Source organism: Pseudomonas sp. CFBP 8758 (assembly GCF_014841725.1).
Lineage (GTDB): Bacteria > Pseudomonadota > Gammaproteobacteria > Pseudomonadales > Pseudomonadaceae > Aquipseudomonas > Aquipseudomonas baltica.
Genome location: NZ_JACYUK010000004.1, coordinates 107,932 through 121,707 on the forward strand (window position 1 = coordinate 107,932; position 13,776 = coordinate 121,707).

Consider the following 13,776-nt stretch of genomic DNA (forward strand, 5'->3'; position numbering starts at 1 on the left):
ATACTGGCCGCAGGCCGTGAGCCTTCGGCTATTGATGACGTGCGAGTGCCACTCAGCCTTTCGCGTCGAGGGCCAGCTTGGCGACGTTGGCGGCCGGCTGGTAACCCGGAATGACCTGACCGTTCTCCAGCACGATGGCTGGCGTGCCGGTGACGCCGATCGACTGGCCCAGCTCGAACTGCCTGGCCACCGGGTTGGCGCATGAAGGCGCCTTGATGGTGTCGCCCGATACCATCTTGTCCATCGCTGCCTTGCGGTCCTTGGAGCACCAAACAGCCTGCAGCTGCTCGTCACCGGCCGACTTCAAGCCCTGGCGCGGGAACGCCACGTAGCGGACCTCGACACCCATGCGGTTCAGCTCGGGGACTTCGGCGTGCAGCTTGTGGCAGTACGGACAGGTGGTATCGGTGAAGACCGTGATGTGCGACTTGGTTTCGCCCACTGCGGGGTACACAACGGTATCGGCTACCGGGATCGCATTGACGGTCTTGGCAATGGCCAGCCGCTCGGTTTTCTCGGTGAGGTTGACCGGCTTGCCGTCCTGGATCTGGAACAGGTAGCCCTGCATGACGAACTGACCGTCGGCGCTGGCGTACAGCACGCGACCGCCCTTGAGCTTGACCTCGTACAAACCGTTGAGCGGGCTGGCGGCGACGCTTTCGATCGGCACTTCCAGTTGCAGGGTCTGCAGGGTCTTGCGAATCGCTTGTTCCGCAGCCGGGTCGGCAACGGCAAAGGTGCTGGCCAGCGCAAGGGCTGCGGCGGCGAAAAGGCGGGTCACGCGCATGGGAACTCCTGGAGCGACGGACTTGAGGGGCGGTGGACGATCAGCTCGTCACAGCCCGCTGCATAAACCGGGCAAGCCTACCACATTCATTGGCCAAGACCGACTCTGGACAACCCTCGACACAGCCTTGGAGCACGTTGTTTCATCCGCGCGGATGATGCCTGGCATGAAGCTCCTGCAGACGCGCGCGTGCCACGTGGGTATAGATCTGCGTGGTCGACAGGTCGCTGTGGCCGAGCAGCATCTGCACCACGCGCAGATCCGCACCGTGATTGAGCAGATGCGTCGCAAAGGCGTGGCGCAGCGTGTGCGGCGACAGCGACTTGGCGATGCCGGCGACCTGGGCCTGATGCTTGATCCGATGCCAGAAGGTCTGTCGCGTCATCTGCTCGCCGCGCTGGCTGGGGAAGACCACGTCGCTGGGCCTGCCGCCGAGCAGTTCGTGACGTCCGTCGCGCAGGTACCGCTCGACCCAGACCACCGCTTCCTCACCCATCGGCACCAGACGCTCCTTGTTGCCCTTGCCCACCACGCGCAATACACCCTGGCGCAGATTGACCTGGTCCAGGGTCAGGCTGATCAACTCGGTCACGCGCAGGCCGCAGGCATACAGCACCTCGAGCATGGCGCGATCCCGCTGGCCGATAGGCTCGCTCAGATCGGGCGCCTGCAATAGCGCTTCGACGTCGGCTTCGGACAACGATTTCGGCAATGGCTTGCCCAACTGCGGCATGTCGATCTGCAGGGTCGGGTCGGCACCGATCAGCTTTTCGCGCAGCAGGTAGCGATAGAAGCCGCGCGCGCCCGACAGCAGGCGTGCCGTGGAGCGCGCCTTGTAACCCTGCTTGACCCGCCAGGCCAGGTGATCGAGCAGTACATCGCGGCCCGCCGCCTCCAGCGCGATGCCGCGCTCGTGCAACCAACCATTGAACAATGCAAGGTCGCTGCGGTAACTGTTGCGGCTGTTTTCCGATAGGCCTTTTTCCAGCCACAAGGCATCGAGAAATTGGTCGATCAGGGGGTGGTCGAGGGCAGGCATCGCAATCGCAGGGCTGTGGGGGTGCGGGGATGATAACAGGGCGCAGCGTCAGGGCGACGCCTTCGCGGGCAGAGGGCTCGCCGCCCGCCCCGCTCCCACATGAACCTTACCCACCCGTTCACGCTCGCCTACACACTTTCGCCCACAAAAAAGGCAGCCCGAAGGCTGCCTTTTCCTGCATCAGAAACAAACTGTACTCAGGACAGTTTTTCCTTGATACGTGCTGCTTTACCAGACAGGTCGCGCAGGTAGTACAGCTTGGCTTTGCGCACGTCACCACGACGTTTCACGGCCATGCTGTCGATCTGCGGGCTGTAGGTCTGGAAAGTACGCTCTACACCTACACCGTTGGAGATTTTACGAACGGTGAAAGCACTGTTCACGCCGCGGTTGCGCTTGGCGATAACAACGCCTTCGAACGCCTGCAGACGCGAGCGATCGCCTTCCTTCACTTTCACCTGAACGACAATGGTGTCGCCCGGGGCAAAGGGAGGGATTTCTTTGGTCATCTGCTCTGCTTCGAGTGCAAGGATGATTTTGTTGGTCATGCTGTGCTCCTAAGGTAAATCGTCTGACTTACCATCGATACGTTAACTATCGTCCCGCTCGCGGAGGTACTCCGCCAGCAGCTTGTTCTCTTCTCCAGAAAGCGAGCGTCTTTCCAGAAGATCGGCACGTCGTTCGTAGGTCCGCCCAAGGGACTGCTGCAAACGCCAGCGCCGGATGTGTGCATGATTGCCGCTAAGCAATATGTCGGGAACACGCTGATCCGCATACACCTCCGGTCGGGTGTAGTGCGGGCAATCCAGCAGACCGTCGGTGAAGGAATCTTCCTCCGCGGAGTCCGCATGCCCCAAAGCTCCGGGCAGCAGCCGTGTAACCGCATCGATCAGGACCATGGCAGGCAATTCACCGCCCGACAGCACATAGTCGCCAACAGACCACTCTTCATCGACATGAGCTTCAATGAAACGCTCGTCGATGCCTTCGTACCGCCCAGCGATCAGAATCAACGATTCGGACGTCGCCAGTTGTTTCACCGCACCCTGTACCAGCGGCCGGCCCTGGGGCGAAAGGTAGATCACCTTCGCCGCTTCCCCTGCCGCAGCCTTGGCCTGAACCAGAGCGTCTTCCAGAGGCTTGATCTTCATCACCATTCCCGGACCACCGCCGAAGGGCCGGTCATCCACTGTGTGGTGACGGTCCGTGGTGTAGTCCCGCGGATTCCAGCAGGTCAATTGCAACAACCCCTGTTTCACCGCGCGGCTGGTAATGCCGTACTCGCTGATGGCCGAGAACATCTCGGGGAACAGGGTGATCACTTCCACGCGAAGGGTTGCCATCGCCTAGAAGTCCGCGTCCCAATCCACCCTCATCTCGCCAGCGGCCAGGTCGACCTTCAACACGCATTGCGCCGTATAGGGCAACAGGCGTTCACGATCATCCAGGCTGCCCGCGCAGGGCTTCACCACCATTACATCGTTGGCGCCGGTCTCCAACAGGTGATCGACGGTGCCGAGCAATTGCTCTTGCAGGTCGATGACTTTCAGGCCCTGAAGCTGATACCAGTAGTAGTCATCTTCGGCCAGGTCGGGCAAAAGGCTGCGCGAGATGCAAATCTCGTAACCGGACAGAAGACGTGCTTCGTCGCGATCGTCCAGGCCTTTCAACTTGGCAACCAGATCCTTTTGCGTGGATCGGCCGCTGACCAGCTCTACCTGCTTGGTCACGCCTTCGCGCCGGAGCGTCCAGGAGGTGTACTGCAGCAGGTTTTCAATCGGATCGGTAAAGGAAAAAACCTTCACCTCGCCGCGAACGCCGTGTACCGAGAAAATCTTGCCGACGACGATCAAGTCATCAGCGGAATCTGGCGTCGCGTTCATATTGCTCAGGCCGCGGCCTTGGCATTTTCCTTCAGCAACTGAGCAACGCGCTCAGAAGGCTGTGCACCAACGCTCAACCAGTGGTTGACGCGCTCTTGGTTCACGGACAGACGGATTTCCTGACCACGGGCAACAGGGTTGAAGAAACCCACGTGCTCTTTGTGGGAACCGTCACGCGGGTTGCGCGAGTCGGTTACGGTCAGTTGGTAAAACGGGCGCTTTTTGGAGCCGCCACGGGCAAGACGGATGGTTAGCATTGAACATCGTTCCTGTAGTCGGTGCTGCAAATCATAATGCACAGCGGGCACACGGGTGCCCGAAAGGCCGCATATTCTCAAGGAATACACGGACATTTGCAAATGCCTTTTTCCGATAGGTCGGGGCTTGCAGCGAGGATTTGCCTATGAGCCGTTGCAAGCAACGGAGTTTGGCCACATGGCCAGGGTATTCATCGGCACGAGGGATGCGCTTGTGGGAGCAGGCTCCGACAGGGTTCTCGTACCGACGCAATGGGTTACATCTTGGGCATGCCGCCACCGCCGCCGGGCAGCATGCCGCCCATACCGCGCATCATCTTGGCCATGCCGCCCTTGGTCGAGAACTTCTTCATCATCTTCTGCATCTGCTTGTGCTGCTTGATCAAGCGACCGATGTCCTGCACCTGGGTACCCGAGCCCATGGCGATGCGACGCTTGCGCGAGCCGCTGATCACGTCAGGGTCGCGGCGCTCGGCCGGGGTCATGGAATTGATGATGGCTTCCATCTGCTTGAACTGCTTCTCGGCGACATTCTGGGCGTTGCCCATCTGCGAGAGGTTCACACCGCCGATGCTCGGCAGCTTGTCCATCAGGCCGCCCAGGCCTCCCATGGTCTTCATCTGTACAAGCTGGTCGCGGAAGTCTTCGAGGTCGAAGCCCTTGCCCTTCTTCAGCTTCTTGGCCAGCTTGTCGGCCTTGTCCTTGTCCAGCGACTGCTCGGCCTGCTCGATCAGGCTGAGCACGTCGCCCATGCCCAGGATGCGCGAGGCGATGCGGTCGGGGTGGAACGGCTCGAGCGCTTCGCTCTTCTCGCCCATGCCGATGAACTTGATCGGCTTGCCGGTGATGGCACGCACCGACAGTGCGGCACCGCCGCGAGCGTCGCCGTCGACCTTGGTCAGGATCACACCGGTGAGCGGCAGCGCATCACCGAAGGCCTTGGCCGTGTTGGCTGCGTCCTGGCCGGTCATGGCGTCGACCACGAACAGGGTTTCGGCAGGCTTGACCGCCGCGTGCAGCTGCTGGATCTCGCCCATCATCTCGGCGTCGATGTGCAGGCGCCCGGCGGTGTCGAGGATGACCACGTCGATGAACTTGAGCTTGGCCTCGCGGATCGCGGCGTTGGCGATGTCCACGGGCTTCTGGCTGATGTCCGACGGGAAGAAGGTCACGCCGATATCGTTGGCCAGGGTTTCCAGCTGCTTGATGGCTGCCGGGCGGTAGACGTCTGCCGACACCACCATCACCGTCTTCTTCTTGCGCTCCTTGAGGTAGCGCGCCAGCTTGCCGGCGGTGGTGGTCTTGCCCGCACCCTGCAGGCCGGCCATGAGGATGACCGCCGGCGGGGTCACCGCCAGGCTCAGTTCCTCGTTGGCCGCGCCCATCATCTCGACGAGCTCGGCCTGGACGATCTTCACGAACGCCTGGCCTGGGGTCAGGCTGCGCGAAACCTCGGTGCCGACCGCACGCTCCTTGACCTTGTTGACGAAGTCCTTCACCACCGGCAAGGCGACGTCGGCTTCGAGCAGCGCCATGCGCACTTCGCGCAGGGTGTCTTTGATGTTGTCCTCGGTCAGCTTGGCTTTGCCGGTAACGTGGCGAAGCGTCTGCGAGAGGCGGTCTGTAAGGTTTTCAAACATGTCGCGATCCTTTCTGGCTCTGGTTGAGCCGAGGTTGTGGCGGCAAGAGCAGGCCGGCGATTATAACCAAGAGTGGGTGCCACGGACACTGCGCGGTATGCAGTCTTTCGTCGGCGGGCATTTGATGCCAAACTCAGGCACTTTCCGGCTTGTGCTCCACAGGACCTATGCTCCCCTTGTCACCCAGTCTAATCCCCACCCTCGCCGCCGCCTGCCTGTATGCCGCTGCGACTGCCTATCAGGCAACCCGTATCGGCCAAGGCGGCAAGGCTGACAAGCGCGTGCTCTACCTGTTCGGCTTCCTGGCCGTGATTGCCCACGGCTGCGCGTTGTTCTCGCAGTTGCTCACCCCCCTGGGGCTGAGCCTGGACTTCTTCAGCGCGGCCAGCCTGATCGCCGTGGCGGTGATCGCCCTGACCCTGCTGGCCACCAGCCAGATACCCGTGGAAAACCTGCTGGTGCTGCTGTTTCCCCTGGGTCTGGCAACCATCCTGATCGCCCAGTTCGCGCCCGGCGGGACTGCACCGCTGATCCACGAAGAGCCAGGCATTCTCACGCACATCCTGCTGTCCATCCTGGCCTATGGCATGTTCACCATCGCCGTGTTCCAGTCGTTGCTGCTGTTGCTGCAGGACCACCAGCTCAAGCACAAGCATCCGGCAGGGCTGATCAAGAATTTCCCGCCGCTGCAGACCATGGAAAGCCTGCTGTTCGGTTTCATCTGGGCCGGCTGGGTACTGCTGTCGCTGTCACTGATTTCAGGCTGGGTGTTCGTCGAGAACCTGTTCGCGCAACACCTGGTGCACAAGACCCTGCTCGCCTGCCTGGCCTGGATCGTTTTCAGCGTGCTGCTGTGGGGACGCAATCGCCTGGGCTGGCGCGGGCACAAGGCCATTCGCTGGACGCTGGCCGGCTTCTGCCTGCTGATGCTGGCCTATTTCGGCAGCAAGCTGGTTCGCGAATACATTCTGCACATCTGACAGGTCACCCATGGACACTCTGCCCCTAGGGCCGATGCTCGGCGCGCTGGCGCTGGCAATTCTCCTCGCCGCGCTGCTTTGCGCAGTGGAAGCCGCGCTGCACACGCTGGCCGCACAGCGCCCTACCGGGCGCAATGGCGATCGACCGGCGCTGCAGGCGCCGCTGCCCAGCCTGGTGCTGCTCAATACCCTGGCCCGTGCCATGGCGGTGACGCTGGGGGTAACGCTTGGCATCTATCTGCGCGGCGCCCATGGCGCCTGGCTCGGTGGCCTGGGCACCACGCTCGCCCTGCTGGTGCTGGCCGACTACCTGCCACGCCGCCTTGCCCAGCGCTACCCGCGGCCGTTCATCGGCATGGCCAATGCCCTCCTGGCGCCACCACTCAAGCTGGTCTGGCCGCTGGCATGGCTACTGGACGGCGCCGCGCGGCTGCTGGTCGTGCCGTTCGCCCGCAAGGAACCCGGCAAAGGCGCCCAGCAGGAGCCTGCCATACCGCGCAGTGTGCTGGACGAACTGGCCGCCGAAGCGCGCAGCAACAAACCGCACCTGGCCAACAGCATCCATGCGCTGGACAAGATCACCGTCAACGACATCCTGGTGCCGCGCAACGAAATCGACGGCATCAACCTGGAAGATTCGCTGGACGAGATCATCGACCAGCTGATGATCAGCCGCCATACCCGCCTGCCGGTCTTCCACAACGACATCAACCATGTCGAACGGGTGCTCAATACCCGCCAGATCAGCCACCTGCTGCCGCACCGCGAACTCACCATCGAGGCCTTGCTGGCCGCCTGCTATGAGGCTTACTTCGTGCCGGAAAGCACGCCCCTGCAGATGCAGCTGCTGAATTTCCACAAGCAGCAACGCCGATTAGGCATCGTCGTCGACGAATATGGCGAGGTGCAGGGCATCGTCACCCTGGAAGACATTCTGGAAGAGATCGTCGGCGAGTTCGAAGATGACGATGCGCTGGCCAATCCGCATATCCATCCGCAGCTGGATGGCCGCTTCGTGGTCGAAGGCCAGGCCTCCATTCGCGACATCAACAAGAGCCTGGGCTGGCACTTGCCCAGCGATGGCCCCAAGACCTTGAACGGCCTGGTCACCGAGGCGCTGGAAAGCATTCCGGCCAGCGCGGTGTGCCTGAAGATCGGTCGCTATCGCATGGAAATTCTCGAGACCGAGGAAAACCGCGCGTCACGGGTGCTTATATGGCACGCGAGCAGCCTGCCAGCAGCGTGACGGCGGTGTCGCGCCCTCGCAAAACCGGCGCCGCCGCTCGGCAGGCACCGGTCGACTCAGACCTTACAGTTCGACCTTGACCGCTTGCGAGGCGCGCGTGGCCTTGGCCCGGGCTGCCTCGATCGATTCGTCGCGGGCCAGGGCCACGCCCATGCGCCGTTGGCCATTGACCTCGGGCTTGCCGAACAGACGCAGCGCCGTATCCGGTTCGGCCAGTGCCGCACCGAGGTTGTCGAAGGCGGTCTGGCGAGAGTTGCCTTCGACCAGGATCACCGCCGAGGCGGATGGCCCGAACTGACGAACCAGCGGGATCGGCAACCCGAGAATGGCGCGTGCGTGCAAGGCGAACTGGGACAGATCCTGGGAAATCAGGGTGACCAGGCCGGTATCGTGCGGACGCGGCGAGACCTCGCTGAACCACACCTGATCACCCTTGATGAACAGTTCGACGCCGAACAGGCCGCGCCCACCCAGGGCCTCGGTCACTGCACGCGCCACCCGCTCAGACTCGGCAAGGGCCACCGGGCTCATCGCCTGGGGCTGCCAGGACTCTTGATAGTCGCCCTTCTCCTGCCGGTGGCCAACCGGTGCGCAGAACGTCGTCCCGCCAACGTGGCGGACGGTCAGCAAGGTGATCTCGTAATCGAAGTCGATGAAGCCTTCGATGATCACACGGCCCTTGCCGGCGCGCCCGCCCTCCTGGGCATAGTCCCACGCTTCCTGCACATCGGCCGCCGAGCGCAGCAGGCTCTGGCCCTTGCCCGAAGAGCTCATGACCGGCTTGACCACGCACGGGAAACCCAGGTCCTGCACGGCCCGTGCGTAGTCTTCGAAGGTGTCGGCAAAATGGTACGGCGAGGTCGGCAGGTCCAGCTCTTCGGCGGCCAGGCGGCGAATGCCCTCGCGGTTCATGGTCAGCTGGGCTGCGCGCGCAGTCGGCACCACGGTGAAACCTTCGGACTCCAGCTCCACCAGCGTGGCGGTGGCGATGGCCTCGATCTCGGGCACGATGTAGTGCGGTTTTTCCGCTTCGATGACCGACCGCAAGGCAGCGCCATCGAGCATGTTGATGACGTGGCTGCGATGGGCCACTTGCATGGCCGGCGCATCGGCGTAACGGTCTACGGCGATGACTTCGACGCCCAGGCGTTGCAGCTCGATCACCACTTCCTTGCCCAGCTCGCCGCAGCCGCACAGCAGTACGCGGGTCGCGGTCGGCGACAGGGGGGTTCCGATACGGGTCATTTCAGGTCCTCAGGGAATCGTCTGGATCGAGGGGCAGCACGCAGGCCAACCCGACAGGGGCGGGCATTTTAACTCAACACGGCTTTGCGTGCGCCAGTCTCGCCGCCCACAGGCAAGGGCTGGATCAGCCGCCCGCAAATACCAGGCCCTGGGCCACGGCTCGCTCATGGGCGAGGCGCAGCACGGCGCGGCGCTGGTCGTCGCTCATGCGCCCCCACTGGGTGATTTCCGCGGCGGTGCGCTGGCAGCCCGTGCACACATCCTGCTCATCCAGGGCGCAGACACTGATGCACGGAGACTTGACCGGCTTGGGCAGAGGGTTCACGAGTCCTGCTCGATCAGTTCGCGAGCATAGCGCTGGGCATTGTGCACATAGTGCGCGGCGCTGGCTTCGAGCATGCGCTTCTGGGCTTCGCTCAGCTCGCGCACGACCTTGCCCGGGGAGCCCATGACCAGCGATCCATCGGGAATGTCCTTACCCTCGGCAATCAGCGAGTTGGCGCCGATGATGCAGTGCTTGCCGATCCTGGCGCCGTTGAGAATGACGGCGTTGATCCCGATCAGGCTGAAGTCGTCCACAGTGCAGCCATGCAGCATGGCATTGTGGCCAATGGTCACGCCGCGACCGATGGTCAGCGGCACGCCGGCATCGGTATGCATCACGGTGCCGTCCTGCACGTTGCTGTGCTCGCCGATGTCGATCAGCTCGTTGTCGCCGCGCAGCACGGCGCCGAACCACACGCTGGCCCCGGCCTGCAGGCGCACCTTGCCGATGAGGGTGGCATTGGGTGCGACCCAGCTGTCGGGATGGGTTTCGACGCGCGAGTCGCCCAGACGGTATTTCATGTGATCTCCTCGACGCGGCAATGGTCGGCACGGCGCCCCGCCGCACTACGTTCAGATGACGGTCAGATGGCGGTGTAATGCTCGGGAGGCCGATGCAGGCTGATCCGGGCGTCATACATCAGGTTGACGAGTTCGACGATCATGATCGCCGACAATCCCCATATCTTGTACTCGCCGAAGCGATAGCTGGGCACGTACCAGCTGCGGCCCTGGTAATCGATGCGGTGGGTGTGCTCGCGCGGGTCCTGCCGAAAGAACTCCAGCGGCACGGAAAACACCGCGGCGATTTCGGCATCGTTGGGTCGGTATTCGACATAGTCGGGAATGATGCCCACGAATGGCGTGACCTTGAGCCCGTGCTTGGACACCAGCGGGCTGAGCGGACCGATGATTTCCACCAGCCCGGGCGGCAGGCCGATTTCCTCTTCGGCTTCGCGCAGGGCGGTGAATATCAGGTCAGGGTCTTGCGGGTCGCGGCGTCCGCCGGGGAAAGCCACTTCGCCACCATGGGTCGAGAGCCCCGAGGCGCGCAGTGTCAGCACCAGCTCGGGCTCGTCGCTGCGGGTGATGGGCAGCAACACGGCCGCTTCGGGAAAACGGCTGTCGGTTTCCAGTGTGCGTGGCGTATGGTTGCTCACTCGGCGAAGTAGCTCGTCCAGCATGGCGTTTCTCGATCCGTGGCCTGCTGGCATGATGCACCAAAAGCCGCTGGCAGCCCAAGCTCGATTTGCCGTGCCGCAGGCTTGCGGCACCTCGGCACTACGGCCAAGATAGCGGCAGCCATCAAGGATCTGAGCATGAATTTCTGCAGCCATTGCGGCAACCCGGTAACCCTGCGCATCCCTACCGGCGATACTCGCCCCCGATTCGTCTGCGGGCATTGCCACCTCGTCCATTACCAGAATCCCAAAGTGGTCGCGGGCTGCATCGCCGTGTGGCAGGACCAGGTCTTGCTGTGCCGCCGGGCCATCGAGCCGCGCCGTGGTTTCTGGACCCTGCCGGCAGGCTTCATGGAAAACGGCGAAACGCTGCAACAGGCTGCCAGCCGGGAAACCGTCGAAGAAGCCTGCGCACAGGTGACCAACCTTGCGTTGTACACCGTGTTCGATCTGCCGCACATCAGCCAGGTGCAGGTGTTCTACCGAGCCGAAATGTCCGAGCCTTCGTTTGCCGTGGGCGAGGAAAGCCTGGAAGTGGGCTTGTTCGCGCAAAATCAGATCCCTTGGGCGGAGCTGGCTTTCCCCACCGTCGGCCGTACCTTAGAATACTTTTTCGCCGACCGGCTGGAGCACAGCTACCCGGTTCGCAACGAGTGCCTGGGGCCGCTGCTCGCGCGCTGGCCACAGGCCTGACCCATCGCACCGGCGCCAGCGGCGCGTTTCCATTGCAGGAATATCCCATAGATGCGTTGCCTGACCGCCCTGTTCTGCCTGTGCTTCGCCGTGAGCGCCCAGGCTGCCTTCACCGTTACCGTTGAACGCAAGCCGGTCGACCAGATCGCCCCTGCGGTGCAATCGAGCAAGCGCCTGGGCGTGGACCCGATCGACAAGGTGCTGGTGCTCAAGACCAGTCGCCAGTTGCAGTTGATCAGCGGTGGCGAGCCGCTCAAGAGTTACCGCATCTCGCTGGGCAAGCAACCCCAGGGCGCGAAGGCGCGCGAGGGCGACAAGCGCACGCCCGAGGGCTTCTACTGGCTCGACTGGCGCAAGGTCAGCGATCGCTTCAACCTGGCGATGCACGTTTCCTATCCCAACATCAGCGACTCGGCCCGCGCCCGCCGCGAGGGCGTTCCACCGGGCAGCATGATCATGATCCACGGCACGCCGATCGACGAGGAGTACCCGGAATGGTACTTCGCCACCCTGGACTGGACCGATGGCTGTATCGCCATGAAGAACGACGACATGCGGGAGGTGTGGAGCCTGGTCAAGGACGGCACGATGATCGAGATCCGGCCGTGAGCACGGCGTTCTCTTTACCGACCCAGCCTTGACCTTCCTTCAGCTGTCATAGGAACCATCCTACAACTGGTTCCTTTTTCGAATCCGCCCTTTCCTACTGTCTGTCAGATTCTTCCTACCAACAACCCCTCTCCCCTGCCCGTTCCCTGGGAAGTCCCCCCTCTTAAAGTGGCCGCCTATTGATTGGTCGACGATTGGGGCTGGGCTGCAATGACGATTTTCCGCAAGGACCGGCTGTTATCCGCACTGCTTTTCGCACCCGCCATGGCGCTGGGCGAAACCGGCGCGCAACCGCTGAATGACCAGATCCTGCGTCAGTTCGATACCCAGCGCCACGAGCGCGCCGCTGCCGAACAGGCGCAACGGCTGGAAACCCTTCGTGAAGACGCGGCGGAGCCAGCCAGCCGCGCACCGCAGCGGGTCGAGCAAGGTGATGGCGAGTGCTGGCCGGTGTCCGCGGTGCGCGTGCAGGACAACCAGCTGCTGGACACCGCTGCGCTGCAAGGTGTCCTGCAGCCATGGGTGGCGCCGTGCAGCGGCGTCGATGACATCAACCAGATGCTGCTGGCCTTGACCGGTGCCTACGTGAAGGCCGGCTATATCGCCGCCAGGCCCTATATCGTTCGCATGCCCGCAGCAGATGGCGAGCTGGTCATCGCCATGCTCGAAGGCTTCATCGAATCCATTGAAATCGCCGACGGCAGTGACGACCTGGCGCTGGGCAGCGCTTTCCCTGGGATGATCGGTCGCCCGCTCAAGCTCACCGATGTGGAAAGTGGCCTGGACCAGCTCAACCGGCTGCGCTCCGTCGACCTGATCCTGGACATCGCTCCCGGCGAGCAGGTGGGGGGTACGCGAATCGTTCTGCGCCCACAGGGCACGCACAAATCCTGGACCCTGGGCACCGGACTGAACAACCGTGGCAGCGATGCATCGGGGCGCCACCAGGCACAGCTGAGCCTGAGCCTGGACAACCCGTTTCGTCTCAATGATTCGCTGGCTGCCAGCTATGCCAACAGCCTGGACGGTGGATCGGGCCGCAGTCGCCAAGGCGGGATGTTCTACGAAATACCCTACGGGCGCTGGACCCTGAACGCTTCGGCGAGTCGTTTCGAATCCCGCGCCCCGCTGCCCAACCGCCATGAGGTGGCGCAGAGCCTGGACAGCTATGGCCTGAAGCTGGATCGCAGCCTGTGGCGCAACCAGACGACCCTGCTCAATGGGCACCTGCGCCTGGACCAGACCCGTACCGATCTGCTGTTCGACGGCACTACCGTACGCAACGGTCGCACCACGCTGAGCGTCGCCAGCGTCGGGCTCAACCTGACTCACCTGGGTGATTCGGTGTGGAGTGGCGCCCTGGGCTACTCCCGCGGGCAGGGTTGGCTGGGGGGCGATCGCACACCCCTGCGGCATGACGCGCCGCAACCGCACTTCGAAAAATACCGAGGTACCGTCACTCGCCGATCGCTGTTCGATCTGCTCGATCGACGTTGGGCGTGGAGCAGCGAACTGGACATGCAGTACAGCCCAGACCCGCTACCGAGCCTGGAGCAGATGCGCCTGGCCGGCAGCGCCAGCGTGCGCGGCTATCGCCTGGACAGCCAGCCGGTCTCCAAGGGGGCCACGTTGCGCAACACCCTGAGCACTTCGCAGCTACTCGCCCAAGGCCTGTACCTGACCCCCCAAGCGGGGCTGGACTCTGGCTGGGGCCGGCACACGTACAACCAGGTCGAGACCCAGCACGCCATCGGCTTGAGCGCCGGGGCCACCCTGAGCTGGGCAGACGGCCAGATCACTCTGGATTATCAGCGCGGCCTGCATCGGCGTGCCAGCGCTTCGCCGGAACCAGGTTTCTGGACCTTCGGGCTTTCGCAAGTCTTCTGAAAAAC

The 13,776-nt window shown here is 63.1% G+C and carries 16 protein-coding genes; 5 read left to right on the forward strand and 11 right to left on the reverse strand.

The features are described from left to right. Positions 1-52: 52 nt before the first annotated feature. The 7 genes from IFT75_RS09825 to ffh all read right to left on the reverse strand — a co-directional run bounded on the left by IFT75_RS09825 (position 53) and on the right by ffh (position 5,606). Entirely contained in the window at positions 53-787 is a 735-nt protein-coding gene (locus IFT75_RS09825; protein WP_122475087.1) for a DsbC family protein, read from the reverse strand. Positions 788-929: 142 nt separating this feature from the next. Continuing rightward, positions 930-1,826, reverse strand: coding sequence for a site-specific tyrosine recombinase XerD (gene xerD / locus IFT75_RS09830; RefSeq protein WP_192054614.1), 897 nt, complete (start codon positions 1,824-1,826; stop codon positions 930-932). A gap of 197 nt (positions 1,827-2,023) precedes the next feature. Beyond that, on the reverse strand, positions 2,024-2,374 hold the full coding sequence (gene rplS / locus IFT75_RS09835; RefSeq protein WP_043193039.1) for a 50S ribosomal protein L19: 351 nt from the start codon (positions 2,372-2,374) through the stop codon (positions 2,024-2,026). Positions 2,375-2,416: 42 nt separating this feature from the next. After that, entirely contained in the window at positions 2,417-3,169 is a 753-nt protein-coding gene (trmD, locus tag IFT75_RS09840) for a tRNA (guanosine(37)-N1)-methyltransferase TrmD (RefSeq protein WP_122475091.1), read from the reverse strand. A 3-nt stretch (positions 3,170-3,172) separates the two neighbouring features. Next, entirely contained in the window at positions 3,173-3,709 is a 537-nt protein-coding gene (rimM, locus tag IFT75_RS09845) for a ribosome maturation factor RimM (RefSeq protein WP_122475093.1), read from the reverse strand. A 5-nt stretch (positions 3,710-3,714) separates the two neighbouring features. Then, positions 3,715-3,966: a 30S ribosomal protein S16 gene (rpsP, locus tag IFT75_RS09850; RefSeq protein WP_043193034.1), complete on the reverse strand. Its 252-nt coding sequence runs from the start codon at positions 3,964-3,966 to the stop codon at positions 3,715-3,717. Between the two features lie 257 nt (positions 3,967-4,223). Then, positions 4,224-5,606, reverse strand: coding sequence for a signal recognition particle protein (gene ffh, locus IFT75_RS09855; RefSeq protein ID WP_185795055.1), 1,383 nt, complete (start codon positions 5,604-5,606; stop codon positions 4,224-4,226). Between the two features lie 167 nt (positions 5,607-5,773). Here ffh and IFT75_RS09860 point away from each other — a divergent pair, with 167 nt between their 5' ends. Then, on the forward strand, positions 5,774-6,586 hold the full coding sequence (locus tag IFT75_RS09860) for a cytochrome C assembly family protein (protein WP_192054622.1): 813 nt from the start codon (positions 5,774-5,776) through the stop codon (positions 6,584-6,586). A 10-nt stretch (positions 6,587-6,596) separates the two neighbouring features. Beyond that, complete coding sequence (locus IFT75_RS09865) at positions 6,597-7,832, forward strand: transporter associated domain-containing protein (RefSeq protein ID WP_122475098.1); 1,236 nt, start codon at positions 6,597-6,599, stop codon at positions 7,830-7,832. 63 nt (positions 7,833-7,895) lie between these two features. On the opposite strand, the gene purT is transcribed toward IFT75_RS09865, so the two are convergent. From purT to IFT75_RS09885, 4 genes are all read right to left on the reverse strand, one after another. Further along, the gene (gene purT / locus IFT75_RS09870) at positions 7,896-9,077 is read right to left on the reverse strand and encodes a formate-dependent phosphoribosylglycinamide formyltransferase (RefSeq protein WP_122475100.1); all 1,182 of its coding nucleotides are present in this window, start codon (positions 9,075-9,077) and stop codon (positions 7,896-7,898) included. 124 nt (positions 9,078-9,201) lie between these two features. Further along, a complete protein-coding gene (locus IFT75_RS09875) occupies positions 9,202-9,402 on the reverse strand; it encodes a DUF1289 domain-containing protein (protein WP_192054624.1) in 201 nt (66 codons plus the stop codon). After that, positions 9,399-9,923 carry a gamma carbonic anhydrase family protein gene (locus IFT75_RS09880; RefSeq protein WP_192054626.1) on the reverse strand — a complete coding sequence of 175 codons (525 nt, stop codon included), beginning with the start codon at positions 9,921-9,923 and terminating at the stop codon, positions 9,399-9,401. Before IFT75_RS09880 ends, IFT75_RS09875 begins: the two co-directional genes overlap by 4 nt. Before the next feature lie 62 nt (positions 9,924-9,985). Continuing rightward, entirely contained in the window at positions 9,986-10,585 is a 600-nt protein-coding gene (locus IFT75_RS09885; protein WP_122475105.1) for a CoA pyrophosphatase, read from the reverse strand. 135 nt (positions 10,586-10,720) lie between these two features. On the opposite strand from IFT75_RS09885, the gene IFT75_RS09890 reads away from it, so the two are divergent. The 3 genes from IFT75_RS09890 (at position 10,721) to IFT75_RS09900 (ending at position 13,771) form a co-directional block, all read left to right on the forward strand. After that, positions 10,721-11,275, forward strand: coding sequence for an NUDIX hydrolase (locus IFT75_RS09890; RefSeq protein WP_185795054.1), 555 nt, complete (start codon positions 10,721-10,723; stop codon positions 11,273-11,275). A gap of 51 nt (positions 11,276-11,326) precedes the next feature. Next, positions 11,327-11,884 carry a L,D-transpeptidase family protein gene (locus tag IFT75_RS09895; RefSeq protein WP_122475109.1) on the forward strand — a complete coding sequence of 186 codons (558 nt, stop codon included), beginning with the start codon at positions 11,327-11,329 and terminating at the stop codon, positions 11,882-11,884. Positions 11,885-12,094: 210 nt separating this feature from the next. Then, positions 12,095-13,771, forward strand: coding sequence for a ShlB/FhaC/HecB family hemolysin secretion/activation protein (locus tag IFT75_RS09900; RefSeq protein WP_185795053.1), 1,677 nt, complete (start codon positions 12,095-12,097; stop codon positions 13,769-13,771). Positions 13,772-13,776: the final 5 nt, after the last annotated feature.